The sequence below is a fragment of the Burkholderia sp. YHN3-13 genome (assembly GCF_055810675.1).
In genome coordinates this window covers 1-15,321 of record NZ_JBVVNQ010000036.1, presented here as the reverse complement: position 1 = coordinate 15,321, position 15,321 = coordinate 1, and the positions used below count along the sequence as shown (strand labels likewise).

General features: G+C 63.7%; 14 protein-coding genes and 1 pseudogene. 10 read left to right on the top strand and 5 right to left on the bottom strand.

The annotated features are described in order from the left end of the window. The first annotated feature begins 2 nt into the window (after nucleotides 1-2). Nucleotides 3-668, top strand: a complete 666-nt coding sequence (locus AC0KUR_RS36650) for a response regulator (protein ID WP_175829916.1) — start codon at nucleotides 3-5, stop codon at nucleotides 666-668. After that, on the top strand, nucleotides 665-2,074 hold the full coding sequence (locus AC0KUR_RS36645) for an ATP-binding protein (RefSeq protein WP_473377278.1): 1,410 nt from the start codon (nucleotides 665-667) through the stop codon (nucleotides 2,072-2,074). Before AC0KUR_RS36650 ends, AC0KUR_RS36645 begins: the two co-directional genes overlap by 4 nt. A gap of 99 nt (nucleotides 2,075-2,173) precedes the next feature. Here the strand turns inward: AC0KUR_RS36645 and AC0KUR_RS36640 are convergent, their stop codons facing one another. Further along, complete coding sequence (locus tag AC0KUR_RS36640; protein ID WP_124917724.1) at nucleotides 2,174-2,566, bottom strand: hypothetical protein; 393 nt, start codon at nucleotides 2,564-2,566, stop codon at nucleotides 2,174-2,176. A gap of 262 nt (nucleotides 2,567-2,828) precedes the next feature. On the opposite strand from AC0KUR_RS36640, the gene AC0KUR_RS36635 reads away from it, so the two are divergent. Further along, nucleotides 2,829-3,125, top strand: coding sequence for a carboxymuconolactone decarboxylase family protein (locus tag AC0KUR_RS36635; RefSeq protein ID WP_226192639.1), 297 nt, complete (start codon nucleotides 2,829-2,831; stop codon nucleotides 3,123-3,125). Between the two features lie 99 nt (nucleotides 3,126-3,224). Beyond that, entirely contained in the window at nucleotides 3,225-4,178 is a 954-nt protein-coding gene (locus AC0KUR_RS36630) for a cation diffusion facilitator family transporter (protein ID WP_473377286.1), read from the top strand. A 51-nt stretch (nucleotides 4,179-4,229) separates the two neighbouring features. Here the strand turns inward: AC0KUR_RS36630 and AC0KUR_RS36625 are convergent, their stop codons facing one another. Beyond that, the gene (locus AC0KUR_RS36625; RefSeq protein ID WP_473377277.1) at nucleotides 4,230-4,847 is read right to left on the bottom strand and encodes a hypothetical protein; all 618 of its coding nucleotides are present in this window, start codon (nucleotides 4,845-4,847) and stop codon (nucleotides 4,230-4,232) included. Between the two features lie 228 nt (nucleotides 4,848-5,075). On the opposite strand from AC0KUR_RS36625, the gene AC0KUR_RS36620 reads away from it, so the two are divergent. Beyond that, a complete protein-coding gene (locus tag AC0KUR_RS36620; protein ID WP_473377276.1) occupies nucleotides 5,076-7,367 on the top strand; it encodes a heavy metal translocating P-type ATPase in 2,292 nt (763 codons plus the stop codon). Nucleotides 7,368-7,379: 12 nt separating this feature from the next. Here the strand turns inward: AC0KUR_RS36620 and AC0KUR_RS36615 are convergent, their stop codons facing one another. Further along, nucleotides 7,380-8,330, bottom strand: a complete 951-nt coding sequence (locus AC0KUR_RS36615) for a universal stress protein (RefSeq protein WP_473377275.1) — start codon at nucleotides 8,328-8,330, stop codon at nucleotides 7,380-7,382. 796 nt (nucleotides 8,331-9,126) lie between these two features. Here AC0KUR_RS36615 and AC0KUR_RS36610 point away from each other — a divergent pair. Beyond that, entirely contained in the window at nucleotides 9,127-9,630 is a 504-nt protein-coding gene (locus AC0KUR_RS36610) for a GNAT family N-acetyltransferase (protein ID WP_208450189.1), read from the top strand. A 45-nt stretch (nucleotides 9,631-9,675) separates the two neighbouring features. On the opposite strand, the gene AC0KUR_RS36605 is transcribed toward AC0KUR_RS36610, so the two are convergent. Beyond that, on the bottom strand, nucleotides 9,676-10,494 hold the full coding sequence (locus AC0KUR_RS36605; RefSeq protein ID WP_175829921.1) for a response regulator transcription factor: 819 nt from the start codon (nucleotides 10,492-10,494) through the stop codon (nucleotides 9,676-9,678). Nucleotides 10,495-10,670: 176 nt separating this feature from the next. Here AC0KUR_RS36605 and AC0KUR_RS36600 point away from each other — a divergent pair, with 176 nt between their 5' ends. The 3 genes from AC0KUR_RS36600 (at nucleotide 10,671) to AC0KUR_RS36590 (ending at nucleotide 13,603) form a co-directional block, all read left to right on the top strand. After that, entirely contained in the window at nucleotides 10,671-11,516 is an 846-nt protein-coding gene (locus tag AC0KUR_RS36600; protein ID WP_175829922.1) for a carbon-nitrogen hydrolase family protein, read from the top strand. Nucleotides 11,517-11,645: 129 nt separating this feature from the next. Further along, complete coding sequence (locus tag AC0KUR_RS36595) at nucleotides 11,646-12,986, top strand: APC family permease (protein WP_175829923.1); 1,341 nt, start codon at nucleotides 11,646-11,648, stop codon at nucleotides 12,984-12,986. A 95-nt stretch (nucleotides 12,987-13,081) separates the two neighbouring features. Next, nucleotides 13,082-13,603, top strand: coding sequence for a hypothetical protein (locus AC0KUR_RS36590; RefSeq protein ID WP_234743131.1), 522 nt, complete (start codon nucleotides 13,082-13,084; stop codon nucleotides 13,601-13,603). A gap of 1,070 nt (nucleotides 13,604-14,673) precedes the next feature. Here AC0KUR_RS36590 and AC0KUR_RS36585 read toward each other — a convergent pair. Continuing rightward, a complete protein-coding gene (locus AC0KUR_RS36585; protein ID WP_059619724.1) occupies nucleotides 14,674-14,970 on the bottom strand; it encodes a DUF4148 domain-containing protein in 297 nt (98 codons plus the stop codon). Between the two features lie 217 nt (nucleotides 14,971-15,187). On the opposite strand from AC0KUR_RS36585, the pseudogene AC0KUR_RS36580 reads away from it, so the two are divergent. Then, a pseudogene (locus AC0KUR_RS36580) lies at nucleotides 15,188-15,321 on the top strand (DNA-binding response regulator); the annotation flags it as partial.

Genomic DNA, 15,321 nt, shown 5'->3' with positions numbered 1-15,321 from the left:
TCGTGCGCATCCTGCTCGTGGAAGACGATGTCCTGCTCGGAGACGGGATTCGAGCCGGATTGCGCCAGCAAGGGTTCCAGGTCGACTGGGTGCATGACGGCGACGCGGCCCAGCGCGAGCTGCGCGCGCATGTTCATGCCGCGGCGGTCCTCGATCTCGGATTGCCGCTCATGGACGGCATGGACGTGCTGCAGCGCATTCGCCGCGACGGGTTAGCGTTGCCGATCCTGGTCCTGACCGCACGCGATGCCGTGCCCGACCGCATCCGGGCGCTCGACGTGGGCGCCGACGATTACGTGATCAAGCCCGTGGACCTGTACGAACTCGGTGCGCGCCTGAGAGCGCTGGTGCGGCGGTCTCATGGTCGTCCGACCGAGCGGCTAAACGCACAGGACGTCGAGCTGGAACCCGCGTCGCGAACCACGCGCCGCGCCGGCGTGGGCGTTGCGCTGTCCACGCGCGAGTTCGACCTGTTGCACATACTGATGCTGAATGCCGGCCGGGTGCTGTCACGCGAGCAGATCGAGCAGTATCTGTACAGCTGGGGGCAGGAGGTGGAGAGCAATGCCGTCGAGGTCCACATCCATCGCTTGCGCGCCAAGCTCGGCAGCGACCTGATCCGAACGGTGCGCGGCGTGGGTTACGTGCTGATGCGGGACGATGCATGAAAGCCGTGGTGCCCGCCCGTTCGCTGCATGGCCGGCTGCTGACGCTTGTGCCGGCCGTGGTCCTCGCTGTCTGGCTATCGACGCTGATGCTGACCTGGCTCGATGCACGGCGCGAGATCGACCGGCTGCTCGACGGCCACCTCGCGCAGGCGGCGGCACTTCTCGTCGCGCAACAGGCGCGCGGGCCGGATGACGACGACAATGCGATTGACGCGCCGATCCTTCACCCGTACGGGCCGCGCGTGGCCTTCCAGGTGTTTCATGAGGGCCGGCTTGGCCTGCATTCCGAAAACGCGCCGTCCAAGCCGATGGTGGCGCCCGACCTGGCCGGGCGCGATCGGTCCTCTGGATTCTGGACCGTCGTGATCGACGGGAATACGTGGCGGGTATTCGTCGTGCACGGCGTGCGCGGCGATGTCCAGGTGTTCGTGGGCGAACGAATCGATTCACGCAAGGCAATCCTGGGTGCCGTCATGCGCAGCGCATTCTGGCCGATGGCGGCGGCGTTGCCGTTGCTGGTGCTGGCCATCGGCTGGGCGGTTCGCCGCGGCACGGCGCCACTGCGCGATTTCGGGCGAACGCTGGCGAAGCGGAATCCGCAGGCGCTCGACACGATTCGGCCCGACAGGACACCACTCGAGATGCGGCCGATGCTGGATGCGCTGAACGGCCTGTTCGAGCGGATTCGTGCCGTGATGGACGCGGAGCGCCGATTCACGGCCGATGCGGCTCACGAGTTGCGCACGCCGCTCGCGGCCGTCAAGGCGCAGGCGCAGGTCGCGATGGCCGAGCCCAATGACGAGCGACGCCGGCATGCACTGCGGGCCGTGCTCGAAGGGTGCGACCGGGCCGCGCGCTTGGTGGATCAGCTCCTGCTGCTTTCGCGCCTCGATGCGGGCGCATTGGCGGACCGCGCACCCGTCGACGTATCGACCCTGGCGAAACGGGTGGTCGCGGAGGCTGCGCCACGGTCGATCGCGAAACGGCAGAGGCTGGAACTCGATGCGCCGTCGCCATGCATCGTCGGCGGCAACGAACCCTTGCTCGAGTCGATGGTGCGCAACCTGGTCGACAACGCGATTCGCTACAGTCCGCCGCTGGCTTGCATCACCGTTTCGGTCAGCCAACGAGAAGGACGCACCGTGCTGCGGGTCGAAGACAGCGGCCCGGGCATGGGCGGCGACGATCTGGACCGGCTGGGTGAACGATTCTTTCGTCCCGCGGGAACCGGGCCAAGTGGCAGCGGCCTTGGGTGGTCGATCGTGCGGAGGATCGCGGCTGCGCATGACGCCGATGTTCAGGTTGACCGATCGCCCGCACTTGGCGGACTAGGCGTGACCGTGTCGTGGCCTGAGCCTGGCGAACCCAATCCGGCTATGCGCTCGACCCGTCATACGCATGATTGAGACGACGGGCCAACGTCACCGCATGACGCGGTACACACGAGAATGGTTGTAGGAAAATAGGATTGACGCGCTTGTTGCCGGATGCGGCGAACCGCGCGATCACTGCCCGGCAGCGCCGCTCGCGGGCCCGCTGGGCCAGCCGTGCATGTAGCCGGGCCCCATGCCCATCCCCATGCCTTGCCCGCGATGCATGCCGCGCATGGGGGGCGCGTCGGGGAGCTTGATTCCGCGCGCTTTCGCACGCTTCTGCATCTCGGCATGATGTTCGGCGCGGATTTTCTCGCGCTCGGCATCCGATGCCGCCGCGAGCATCCGCGTACGGTATTCGGTCCGCTCGGCCGGCGTCATCAACTGACTGCCATAAATCATGCCTCCCGACTCGACAGCAGGGCCAGGAGCAGGCTGGCGCGGCTGGGCGTCCGCAAGGCCGGCCGCCACGACAATCGCGACGCCGATCAGGAGCGAAACGGTGAACGTGTTTGCTCTGGACATGATGGTCTCCAAGTCGTTTGCATGAGTCCCACGGTACGCAGAACGGGCGGGCGGTCCTTTGTCGCAGATCAAGTCTTGCCGAGCGTCCGTCAATACCATCGAACACATGCCCGAGATCACGCCGTTGTCAGACGCGCGGTGCATCATTGCCGGCCGCAGAAGCGAAGCGTCGTGAGCCGTCCGGATTCTCTCGCTTCGGTGTGGGCCAGCCATATCGAACTCGTTGCGTTATCGTGAAAGAATCGCCGAAGTCGCCGAGCAGATGCGCAAGCTTCGGAAGTCACAGCCGGAACTCCTGTCCGCCTTCGGCGCCTTGGGCTCGGCCGGTACCAAAGATGACGCACTGACAAAAAAGAGACGCGAGCTCGTCGCGCCGGGCATCGCTATCTCCTGCCGCTGCGATGACTGCATCGGCTTCCATATGCAATCGCTGATCATGCTGAAGGCGACGCGTGAGGAGGTCGAGGAGGTTGATGGTGTCGCCGTCTACATGGGCAGCGGCCCGTCGATGATGTATGCATCACATGCGCTGGTGGCGTTCGACGGGCTTTCGACTTGATTGCCGGCGACCGTCACTACCGGAGACGCGCGCATGGGCCTTCGTGTCCGCTTGCGACTATCCAACTTTGCTCAACCTTGTAACGTGACCAGAATCGTGATGTCAAAGCAATCTGACCTTGTTTCGGAAACCGTCGCGGAAGCGACGCCCGCAATGGCCACCGCGGTTACGCAAAGTACCTGGGTGAGCGTTGCGGTCAACCTTGCGCTGAGCATTGGACAAGTGGCGGTCGGCATCCTGTCCCGATCACAGGGACTCGTGGCGGACGGCATCCATTCATTGTCCGACCTGATCGCGGATTTCGTCGTGCTGCTGGCCGGCCACCATAGCCGCAAGCCCGTCGACGAAAAGCACCCTTACGGCCATCAGCGCTTCGAAACCGGTGCGTCGCTCGCACTCGCAGCAATCCTGCTGGTGGTGGGGGGCGGGATGGTGTGGTCCGCGATCCAGAAGCTCGAGCATTCGGAGACGATCGCGCGCGTCCATGTCACGGCGCTATGGGTGGCGATCCTTGCGCTCGTCGCGAAGGAAAGTCTGTTTCGTTACATGCTTGCGGTCGCAACGCGGGTGAAGTCGAGCATGCTGGTCGCCAATGCATGGCACGCGCGTTCCGACGCCGCATCTTCGCTGGTGGTTGCGTGCGGCATCGTCGGCAACCTGTTCGGCTACCCGCTGCTCGATCCCGTCGCCGCGCTGATCGTCGGCGGGATGATCGTGAAAATGGGCGCCACGTTCGGCTGGGACGCACTGCATGATCTGATGGACCGTGCGGCCGACGCTGAAGATGTGCAGGCGATCCGCGCAACGCTGGTTGCGACACGGGGCGTGCTCGACGTGCACGACCTGCGCACGCGCAAGACCGGCGATTTGATCCTCGTGGACGTGCATCTCGACATCGACGCCGATCTTACGGTCGCGCAAGGGCACGACATTGCGGTGGACGCGCGTGCGCGCGTGATGAGGCATCACCGTGTCCTGAATGTCATGACGCACGTCGATCCACGAAAGCGCGAAAACCTCCCGGAGGTCGCATCCGGGATACATGTCCGGTAGCCGGGAGCGGCTGGCCGATGCGCCCGATCGAAAGATCGCGTGCGCCGTGTGTCAATCGGAGCCGCGCGGATGATGGCCGCGTCTGAACGTCAGCCGGCGTTCGTTGACGAGCGCACGCCAATCGAGCTTCATCAATGCGAACACGAGGCCGAGCAGGACCAGTTGCGTGACGACGAAGTAGCCGCCGAGATACGTGCCTTCCAGTTCCGATTCCACGTCCAGTCGGGTCGACGCAAAGCGGCCGAGATGCGCCCAGATCGCATAGGTCGTTGCGCGGCCGATGAAAAACGCCGTCGCGATGATTCTGAGCGGCAACCCGGAAAGCCCGTAAGCAATGAAGAGGTAGTTCGACGGCAGCGGGCTCAAGGCGTAGAAGAAGAACGGGCCGGCGGTGAGCGTCCGGTGCTGTCGCAGCCAGCGCGTGGCGACGTCGATATTCTCGCGGTCGGATTCCCGCACCCAGCGGGAGCGGACGAGCGATCTCGCGAAGGTCGCCAGGATGACACGGCCCGTCGTCGCCGCGCCGGCCGCCACGACGGCAAAGACGAACGGATTGCCGTCGGGCAGGTTGAACCCGACCCACGACATCGCCATCCACGTGGGCGGGGCGAACGCAGGCATGAGATTCAGCAGAAGAATCAGCACGAAGAGTACAGCCAGCGTCAGCACGATATCGACTCCAGGCCATCCGGTGTCACGGCTCGATTTTGCTGAGGAAAGGGGCCGATGGCTTGACTCACGTCAAGCAACGCGGCATGCCGGTCGTTCACGGGACGCACGCCGTCCTGACCCATGTCAATGCTCTAAGCACGGCGCTTCCTAGACTGATGCCACGCCGTCCGCAACCGGAGCCGGATGCGGCGAACACCACCATGCACGACGATCGGAGCAATGGTCATGTCCCGAGTCCCCTGGTCGATCGATCTCGTGTTGCTGATTCTGGCGGCCGCCACGCTCGCCGGCGGCGGCGTATGCGTGGCGTTCGGCCAGCCGTCACTCGCGCGATTCGCCTGGCTGCTGGGGACGTTGCCGGTCCTGCTCGCATTGACGGTCTCGCTGGTCAAGGCCGTGATGAGGCGGCAGGCCGGCATCGACGTGCTCGCGTGGCTCGCGATCGCGCTGGCGGTCGTGCTCGACGAAACGCTTGCGGCGGCCGTGATTGCGTTGATGCTGGCGAGCGGGCGGACGCTGGAGCGGTATGCGCAGGACCGCGCGCAACGCGAGATGAGCGCACTGCTCGGCCGCGCTCCCCGGCAGGCGACCCGTTTCGAGAACGGGGAATGGCGCTCGGTTGCGCCGGACACCCTTGTCCCCGGCGACAGGCTGCTGGTGCGGAGCGGCGAGTTCGTGCCCGTCGACGGCACATTGACCGGCGACGCGGAACTGGACGAGTCCATGCTGACGGGCGAATCGTCCACCCTGCGGCGCCGTTCCGGGGAAAACGCATGCAGCGGCGTGGTCAACGCCGGCGCGCCGTTCGAAATGGTTGCCCGTGCGACGGCGGGCGACAGCACGTTTGCCGGCATCGTTCGCATGGTCGAGCGTGCGCAACGCGAGCGCAGCCCGTCCGTGCGTCTCGCGGATCGCTACGCAGCGTTCTTCGTGCTCGCATCGCTGCTCGTCGCGGGTATCGCGTGGCTGTTGACCGGCGACGTCGCACGTGCGCTTGCCGTGCTCGTCGTGGCCTCACCGTGTCCGTTGATCCTCGCCGTGCCGGTCGCAATCGTATCCGGCATGTCGCGTTGTTCGAAACGCGGCATTCTGGTCAAGGGCGGAGGTGCGCTGGAGCGTCTTGCGCAAGCGACAATTCTGTTCTTCGACAAGACCGGGACGCTGACGGGAGGACGGGCGCGCATCGTTGCGATCGAATGCGGCGCGGACGTCGCAGCGGACGATGTGCTACGTTTTGCAGCGTCATTGGCCCAAGCATCGGGCCATATCATCTCGGACGCGCTGACGGTCGCGGCGCGTGAACGTCGCATCGATCTGTCGCTGCCGTCGGCTGTCATCGAAACAGCCGGCGAAGGCGTGACGGGCCGGGTCGACGACCGGACCGTTGCAATCGGCAAGTTCGAATACGTGTCTGCGTGCGCGACGATTGCGCCGTGGAGCGACGCATTCCTGGCGCGAGTCGTCAGCGAGGGCGCGGCTTCCGTATTCGTCGGCGTGGATGGCGTCATGATCGGCGCGATTCAAATGGCCGATCAGGTGCGGCTGGAAACACCACGGGCATTGCGGTTGCTCAAACGTGAAGGCGTCGAGCGTCTCGTCATGCTGACCGGCGACCGGCACGACATTGCCGGGGCCGTCGGCGAACTGCTGGGCGTCACCGATGTACGCGCGGAGCAGACGCCGGCGGACAAGCTTGCCGCCATCCAGGCTGCCCGGCAGGACGGCGTGACGATCATGGTCGGCGACGGAGTGAACGACGCACCGGCGCTGGCCGCGGCCGACGTCGGCATCGCGATGGGTGCGCGGGGAGCGGCCGCGTCATCCGAAGCAGCCGACGTGGTCTTGCTGGTCGATCGGCTGGATCGACTCGTGGATGCGATGCGTATCGCACGTCGATCGCGCCGGATCGCGCTCGAGAGCGTGGTGATCGGCATGTCGTTGTCGGTCGTCGCGATGACGATCGCGGCGGCGGGATTCCTGCCGCCGATTGCCGGTGCGGTGATTCAGGAAGTCGTCGACGTCGTCGTCATCGTCAATGCGCTACGCGTGTTGCTGGTGCGCACGAGGCCCACGGGAGCCGGGCTGGCCGATATCGACGTCGAGCAACTCAGGCGCGAGCACACGGCATTGTTGCCGTTGCTGGACCAGATCAGGGATTTCGCGGATCGCTTGCCGACACTGTCCGGGGGCGCCATCGCTGGCGAACTGGCTGGCATCATCGATGCGCTCGACCAACGGCTGCTGCCGCACGAACGCGCCGACGATCTGGAGGTCTACGCGCGTCTTGCACCGCTGCTCGGCGGCGAAGATCCACTGGCGGCCATGAGCGGCGCACACCGGGAGATCTTCAGGATGATCCGATCGCTCCGGCAGACGGTCGCCGACCTGCCGCGCGACGGAACGAACGCCATGCAGGTGCAGGCGATACAGCGCTTGCTGTACGGGCTCGAAGCGATCGTGCGCCTGCATTGCGCCCAGGAGGAGGAGCTGTTCCACGCCGTGGGTGCGGATGCGTGACGACGAAGCGCGTCACGCACGCGACGCATGGACGAGCAGGACCGGCGTCTTCGTGATGCGCGCCACGCGCCCGGCCACGCTGCCGACGAGCCAGCCCGTCACGCCTCGCCGCCCGTGCGTGCCCATGACGATCATGTCCGCATTCCATTCGAGTGCGTCGCGCACGATCAGATGGGAAACGTCCGCGCCGGTTCGATCTGCGTGAATGAGTTGCCACTGCGCATGTTTGGCCGTGCCTTCGAGTATGGCCGTGGCGACCTGGAGTACATGATTTCCTTCGCCGATCAATGCTTCTTCCAGTGCCCCGCCAAGGACGAAGTCGCCCAGCATTGGGGGGGGATCAACCACGTATATCGCACGGAATTCAGTGTCGGCCCGCGAGAATGTCAACCCTGTCCGCAATGCGTCGAGTGCAATCTCGCTTCCGTCGACGGCGAACAGCATCCGCCGTGGCACGTGCTCGGCAACCGACGCGAAACCTTCCGGAACGATGAGCAGCGGGCACCCGACGAGTTTGCCGAGCGGGCCGGAAACCGTCCCTTCTACCCATCCGAGCAAGCCATGATGCTGACGTGCACCGACGATCAGGAGTTCGGCCTGCCAGGTTTGCACGCTGTCGGCCAGCGCATTCACGACATCCCCGCCATGGGCGGCCAGGTCGACGACTTCCGTGTCGATGACGAGGTCGTCGCGATCCAGTGCGGCTTTCGCGCGCGACAGCGCATCAGAAGCATCCCTGAGCAATTCGACGCGCGCGGATTCGAGGAACGCCATAGTTTTCGATCCGAGCGGGACGAGCGTTCTCGGATTTTCCGCAACGCTGACGATGTGCACCGCTGCATTCGATGGGAGGAGCGCTTTGGCATACGCGAGTGCATGGGCGGATGCGGTCGAACCGTCGACGGCTATCAGCACTCGCTGAGGAGCGCGGACGGCCTGGACGGGTGAAGTGCCGATGTTCATGAATGTCCCCCTATGGCGACTGACGTTCTCGTACACGATAATTTTTCGCACGGGCGGTTTCTGACAGGTTGACCTTCGTCAACTACTGTAGGCGTTCATTATTAGTGCTAGCCGCGTTCAGAAACGTTGCTAGCGGAAATTCTCAAAGAAGCCTCGGCGAACAGGGGCTTTTTGAAGTTTTCTGGCGGCGGCTTAGCCGTTGCGTTTCTGCAACAGAAATTTGGCCAATGTTCACTAACGTTGCTAGCACGTTGCATGTGTTCCTTAATACTGCTAGCAAACGTTTCGCGTAGATTGATAGGAATCCATATGGCTTCGATCGACGAGCGGGCCGCTAGAGCAGCGAAGATTGCGTCCGTGCTTCGACCGCGTGGCAACGGCGTGCTTTCCCGACAGCAGGCTGAACGAGCAGCACAGCTGTTAGGCGTTCACTGCACCACCGTATATCGTCTGCGTCGACGTTTCCTCGCAGATCCGGTCGCCAGCACATTAGAGCCAAGGCAGCCGGGTAGGGCGACCGGGGGCAGACTGGACGCCGCCTTCGAACGCGTCAGCGACGAGGCCGAGCACGAATGGCTCCTGAATTAGCGCCACCTTGCGTATCCTGCAACTGATCTTGTGCTTGAGTGTTCTGAACGACGCCGATGTCACTGCATCACGGTGGAAGAGGGAGTGGCTCGATCCGTCAGCCGACTACTGCCGGGTTGCACCACAGCCTGCTCGAGACTGTTCCGCAATCGATTTTTGCCAGAGCTCCGAATTTCGACGCCGCGCTGCGGGCGATATCACGTTATCGATGCCCACCGCTCAGGCTGAGCAAAACATTACGCTAGCAGTATTAGTGAACATTGCTAGCACTCCTTTGGGCGCGGCTAGCATTGATTGTGAACTTCTACACAAGCCGACCGAGGACGAAATGATCCGCTGGACCCGCATCGACCGCCGGCGGGAAGGTGCGGTGATCGCGACGATCACGCATGACGGCCGCGAGCGGTTGATCGGCATGGCACGCTATACGATGGACGATGGCGAAACGGACGTCGTCGAATGCGCGATCGTGATCGACGACGCATGGCAGCGACAGGGGCTCGGCCGCGTGCTGCTGTCGAGCCTGATCGATCTTGCCGGACGGTCGGACATGAAGCGGATCGTGGGTACGACGTTGAGCGAGAACGTCGCGGTGATCGGCCTCGCGCGATCGCTGGGATTCGGGCTGTCCCGGGAGCCGGGGGCCGCATTCGTGACGGATCTGACGTTCGATCTGGATACCCGTCGTTCCGAGGTAACGAGCGAAGCGTGAAGGAGGGCGCTTGCGGGTGTCCGGGCGGCGACGCCGCAACTCACATCACGCAGATTCACCCGCTCTCGCCGGATCGTAGAACAGCGCAAAGAGTTCCGACTGCGACCCGACGCCGAGCTTGGCATAGATGTGTTTCTTGTGCGCGCGCACGGTCTCGAACGAGATCGACAGTTTTTCTCCGATCGCCCGCGTGGAGAAGCCGCTCAACGACAGCATCGCCACTTCGATTTCACGCGTCGTCAATGCGCCGCGCCCGTTCTTTCCGGTCAGCATGCCGAAGCGCGCATGCGGATCGGGCGCTTCATGTTCCCTTGCGCGCAGCGTTTCCTTCACGACGAACGTTTCGAAACGCAGGCGCTGTTGCATCAACGACAGCACCCAGGGTGTGTAAAGGGTAAGCAATGCCATCTCGCGCTCGTCGTACTTGCTCGTCTTGCCGAGCGAGAAGCCCAGCGTGTGATCGCGATCGATCACGACGTTGAAATGCACTTCGTCGCCGACGATGTTCTTCTTGAAGTACCGCTGGTAGTACTCGGTCATCCGGAAGTTGTCCGGTGCGACGTCGGCGAGCGTGTAGAAGCCCGACGTCTGCGTTTCGAACGAGGCGAGATAGAACGGATCGAGCTGATAGAGCGCGGCCAGATAGTCCTGGAACATCAGGTCGATCTTGCCGTCGGGCATCGCCTGTTCGGCGAGCACGAGCGGTGCGGCGTCGCGCGCGAAACGCAGCGCGACCCAGGTGTCGAAACCGAGATGCCGTTCGAGCACGCGCGTGAGGCGTGCCCAGAAATGCGGGCCATCTAGGGCGTCGATGGCCGAACCAATCTCCCGATGAAAAGCGAGATCTCGCCATTCGAAGTCCATCGTGTCCTCCGGTGAGGGTACCCCTGGCGGGGAATTTCAGGTCAAAAATAATAACCCGATAATCGGCCTCCCTTCGACAGGAAGCGGTCCATGCACCGCTTCGCTCGACGAGCGTCGGATGCGGCATGCAGCGCATGCGATAGGCAAATGAAAGGCAATTGGAAGGAGATGGCTTCATGCAGGTAGAACTCGCGCAACTGTCGCTCGTCGACGGCGACGTCGCGCATAACACGCGCAAGGTGATCGACACGATCGAACGTGTCGACGTGGCCGGCGGCACGAAACTGATCGTATTCCCCGAAACGACGCTGTCGGGTTTCCCGACGCGGGACAACGTCGCCGATGTCGCGCAGACGCTCGATGGCCCCGGATTATCCGCGGTACGCGACGCGGCACGTCGAAAGGGCGTCGCTGTCGCGGTGGGCCTCGCGGAGCGCGACGGCGGACACTTCTACAACACCACGGTGCTGGTCGACGAGCAGGGCGACATCGTCCTGCGCTATCGCAAGACGCATCTGTGGGCGTCGGATGTCGGCGTCTTCACGCCGGGCGAGCGCTTCGCGACCTGCGTCTGGAACGGCCTGACCGTGGGCCTGCTGATCTGCTACGACATCGAATTCCCCGAGACGGCGCGCGCCGTCGGTGCGCTCGACGCCGATCTGCTGATCGTCACGAACGGCAACATGGACCCGTTCGGGCCAGTGCATCGCCGCGCGATCGCGGCGCGCGCGATGGAGAACCAGATGTTCGCGGTGATGGTGAACCGCTGCGGGTCCGGCGACGACAACCTGACGTTCGCCGGCCTGTCCACGCTGGTCGATCCGTTTGGCGAGAGCACGGTCGAACTCGGCCGGGACGAGGCGGTCGCGCGGGCGAGCCTCGATCTGACGCGCCTCGAAGCGAGCCGCGAGCATTACAGCTATCTGCACGACGCACGCGTGGCGCTCGGTCTCGCGCCGGTCGAACCGGCCGGCGGGAATCGCGCGCTCACGATCGAACCGCGCCGCCACCGGGCCGAGTAGTCCGAATCCACGGATCATTCAACGCATGAGCAGGGCGCGATGCCCTGCACGTGCGTGCCCGTCCCATTGAAATGCCGGCCAGACGGCACACAGGCATTCGTATCGGCCCCCGAAGGCCCAGGAGATAACATGCAAGCGTCGTCATCCCATGAACCCGTGCGCCTGAAGCGCACGCTCGGCCTGCCATCCGTGCTGCTGTTCGGCCTCGCCTATATGGCACCGCTGATCGTCTACGGTACCTACGGCGTGCTCGCCAAGACCAGCGACGACACGGCCGCGCTCGCGTATCTGCTCGCGCTGGTCGCCATCGCGTTCACCGCGCTCAGCTACGGCAAGCTCGCGCGGCTCTATCCGGCCGCCGGTTCGGCCTATACGTACACGCGCAAGACGTTCAACCCGCACCTGGGCTTCATGATCGGCTGGGCAACGCTGCTCGATTATTTCTTCCTGCCGATGGTGATCTGGCTGATCGGTGCTGCCTATCTGAACGCGGCATTTCCGCACGTGCCGACCTGGATCTGGATCGTGGCGTTCATCGTGTTGACGAGCGGCCTGAACATCGTCGGCATCGAACTGGCGGCGCGCTTCAATATCGTGCTGATGGTCGTGCAACTGGCGATCGTCGCGATGTTCGTCGTGCTGTGCTGGCACTATGCGTCGGCCGCGGCAGGCGCGGGCGGTATCGCGATGGCGGAGCCGTTCTTCAAGCCGCACGTGCCGTTCGGCGCGACCATGGCGGGCGCCGCGATCGCCGCGTATTCGTATCTCGGCTTCGACGCCGTCTCGACGCTGACCGAGGAAACGATCGATCCGAAGAAGAACATGCCGCGGGCGATCCTGCTGATTGCGCTGATCGGCGGCGCGATCTTCGTGATCGCCGCCTACACGATGCAGCTCGCGCACCCCGGCGTCGAATTCAAGGATACGGATTCGGCCGCGTTCGAAGTGGCGAAGATGATCGGCGGCGACCTGTTCGTCACCGTGTTCCTCGCGGGCCTGATCCTCGCCCAGTTCGCGTCGGGTATCTCGGCGCAAGCGAGCGTCGGCCGGCTGCTCTATGCGATGGGCCGCGATGAAATCCTGCCGAAGCGCATCTTCGGCTTCATTCATCCGCGCTTCAAGACGCCCGCGATCAACATCGCGCTGGCCGGCGTCGTCGGATTGATCGCGCTGAAGCTGGATGTCGCCACGTCGACGTCGTTCATCAACTTCGGCGCGTTCCTCGCCTTTACGGCCGTCAATCTGTGCGTGATTCGCCTGTACCTGTCGGGCAATCATGGCGAACGCCGGATCGGGGTGATCGGCGGACTCGTCTTTCCCGTGATCGGCGCGGTGTCCGATGTCTGGTTGCTCGTCAGCCTCGAGAAGGCCGCGCTCGTGCTCGGCGTCGTGTGGTTCGCGCTCGGGCTCGTGTATCTGTGCGGGATCACGCGGCTGTTTCGCCAGGCGCCGCCTGAAGTGGCGATTTGAACGAGGAGCGGGCAGGTTCTCGTATTCGCATTAACCGTCGGCGCGAGTGCGCGATGGCACGGTGATGGCCGCCCGCGGTTCGAGAATCGGACCTGATGGTTTCCGCCCGAAGTGCCCGCCGCCGCTTACTTGCGGCGGCGCGGCGCTCGCCTGGTCCGTGCTGCCGACAGCACGCCGTCCGCGTCGTCGGCTTTGCGCGTGAGTTCGAGCCGGAGATCAACGCGTTGGCCGAGGCGCTGGCCGACTGCTTTGGGCGCATTCCGCCGTTCCGCGAAGCCGCCGCGCGCGTCGCGACCCGCCAAAGCGCGCTGGTCGACGGGTTCGTCCTGGGTGTGCTCGATGATCTGGTCGTGTCCAGCAAGCTGCTGCTGGCCGGTAAGGTGCCCGCCGCTGGCAACGTGATGCGGCAGGTGATCGAGGGGATCGCGATGGCGGCGATGTGCGTCTCGGATGAGTTGCTGGTGATCGAACGGAGCAAGAAACAGGGGGCGATCCGTGCGCGCTATTGGGAAAAGGTGTGGGACGACGACAACCGGGTGCAGGGGCATCGCGCCGTCGAACAACTCGACTGGAACCGCGACGTGTTGCGCTTCACTGCTGTAGGCGTTCATTATTAGCGCTAGCCGTGTTCAGAAGCGTTGCTAGCGGAAATTCTCAAAGAAGCCTCGGCGAACAGGGACTTTTTGAAGTTTTCTGGCGGCTGCTTGGCTGTTGCGTTTCCGCAACAGAAACTTGGCCAATGTTCACTAACGTTGCTAGCACGTTGCACGTGTTCTTTAATACTGCGAGCGCATGTGTCGCGTGGATTGATAGGGATCCATATGGCTTCGATCGAAGAGCAGGCCGCTCGAGCAGCGAAGATCGCGTCCGTGCTTCGACCGCTTGGCAACGGCGTGCTTTCCCGACAGCAGGCTGAACGAGCAGCACAGCTATTAGGCGTTCACTGCACCACCGTATATCGCCTGCGTCGACGTTTCCTCGCAGATTCGGTCGCCAGCACATTAGAGCCAAGGCAGCCGGGTGGGGCGACCGGGGGCAGACTGGACGCCGCCGTCGAATGCGTCATCGACGAGGCCGTGCACGAATGGCTCCCTGATCAGCGACACCTTGCGCATCCTGCAACTGATCTTGTACTTGAGGTGAAACGTCGCTGCAGCGTTGCAGGTCTATCGCCTCCAAGCAGGTCAACAATTGCTCGACGGTGGCTCTCCTATCGCGAGCAGGATGCTTTGGCACGAGCTGCGCTCCCGAACGCTGCAGTTGCCCCTGCCACATTCCAGGTCCGACTTCCGTTAGATATCGTGCAGGTTGATCACACGCAAGCGGACATCCTGCTCGTTAGCGAACTGGACGGACAGATTATCGGTCGACCGTGGCTGTCTGTGGCTCTCGACGTTGCTACGAGATGTGTGCTTGGCTTTTATGTCGCAATGGAGAGGCCGGGGGCTGCGACGGTAAGCTTGCTCCTCTCGCACGTAGTTCTGCGGAAAGAGCCGTGGCTCGAAAGACTAGGCGTTGAGGCTGACTGGCCGATGCGCGGTATCCCTAAGCAGCAGAGTTGGCGATCAGGAACGATGACGAGTGCATCGATATCATCGTGCAGGGCTTCGTGTTCAAGAATACCCACGAATACAAGGCGGCACGAGCGCGCCGTCTTGTCGCTTTGGCGCCCGTGCCGAGCAGTCGTTCAGTGCGGGTTTGCGTCGGCCGTCAGTGCATGTGTACAGTCCGTACGGTACTCGGTGGCGAGCCGGCGATTCGCCTCGTCAAGATCGTCCGGGTAGTACGGGCCGCTGTGCGCGGGGTTATAGCCAACCTGTTCGAGTTCGATCAGCTCGCGCACCAGGTCCGCATGCGTGACCTCGCGCTGAGTGTGAACGAACGGGTAAGCGTTGCATTCCTGTGGCGTCAAGTGCGGTGCCGCGAACGCGGCGGTGCTGGCGCATGCGAGCAGCATGCAGGCGGTGGTAGTCGAAAGTTTCATCCGGTAACTCCTGGTTTCGCGGCCCGATGCCGCATGACGTCAGCGTAGGCGGATCGCGCGACGACGCGGGCGACGCACGGATGAAACTTGTTTCACACCTGTTCATGTGGTGCCAGATGAAGCTATTTTCATGTAACGCCGGGCGGCGATCGTGTCGTCTACGATAGTCGCGGGCGCAAGGTGTGCGCCCGTATTGAAGTTCATTGCGAGGACAGGCATGCGAGTACTGACGGTCGAAGACGATGCGGTGACCGCGAACGAGATCGTCGGCGAGCTGACCGCGCGCGGGTTCGAGGTCGACTGGATCGACAACGGCCGCGAAGGGATGATGCGCGCGATGAGCGCATCGTA

Coding starts and splice junctions, on each gene's coding strand:
- AC0KUR_RS36645 (WP_473377278.1), top strand. CDS start 665: ATGAAAGCCGTGGTGCCCGCCCGTTCGCTGCATGGCCGGCTGCTGACG.
- AC0KUR_RS36640 (WP_124917724.1), bottom strand. CDS start 2,566: ATGTCCAGAGCAAACACGTTCACCGTTTCGCTCCTGATCGGCGTCGCG.
- AC0KUR_RS36635 (WP_226192639.1), top strand. CDS start 2,829: ATGCGCAAGCTTCGGAAGTCACAGCCGGAACTCCTGTCCGCCTTCGGC.
- AC0KUR_RS36630 (WP_473377286.1), top strand. CDS start 3,225: ATGTCAAAGCAATCTGACCTTGTTTCGGAAACCGTCGCGGAAGCGACG.
- AC0KUR_RS36620 (WP_473377276.1), top strand. CDS start 5,076: ATGTCCCGAGTCCCCTGGTCGATCGATCTCGTGTTGCTGATTCTGGCG.
- AC0KUR_RS36615 (WP_473377275.1), bottom strand. CDS start 8,330: ATGAACATCGGCACTTCACCCGTCCAGGCCGTCCGCGCTCCTCAGCGA.
- AC0KUR_RS36610 (WP_208450189.1), top strand. CDS start 9,127: ATGCCCACCGCTCAGGCTGAGCAAAACATTACGCTAGCAGTATTAGTG.
- AC0KUR_RS36605 (WP_175829921.1), bottom strand. CDS start 10,494: ATGGACTTCGAATGGCGAGATCTCGCTTTTCATCGGGAGATTGGTTCG.
- AC0KUR_RS36600 (WP_175829922.1), top strand. CDS start 10,671: ATGCAGGTAGAACTCGCGCAACTGTCGCTCGTCGACGGCGACGTCGCG.
- AC0KUR_RS36595 (WP_175829923.1), top strand. CDS start 11,646: ATGCAAGCGTCGTCATCCCATGAACCCGTGCGCCTGAAGCGCACGCTC.
- AC0KUR_RS36590 (WP_234743131.1), top strand. CDS start 13,082: ATGGTTTCCGCCCGAAGTGCCCGCCGCCGCTTACTTGCGGCGGCGCGG.
- AC0KUR_RS36585 (WP_059619724.1), bottom strand. CDS start 14,970: ATGAAACTTTCGACTACCACCGCCTGCATGCTGCTCGCATGCGCCAGC.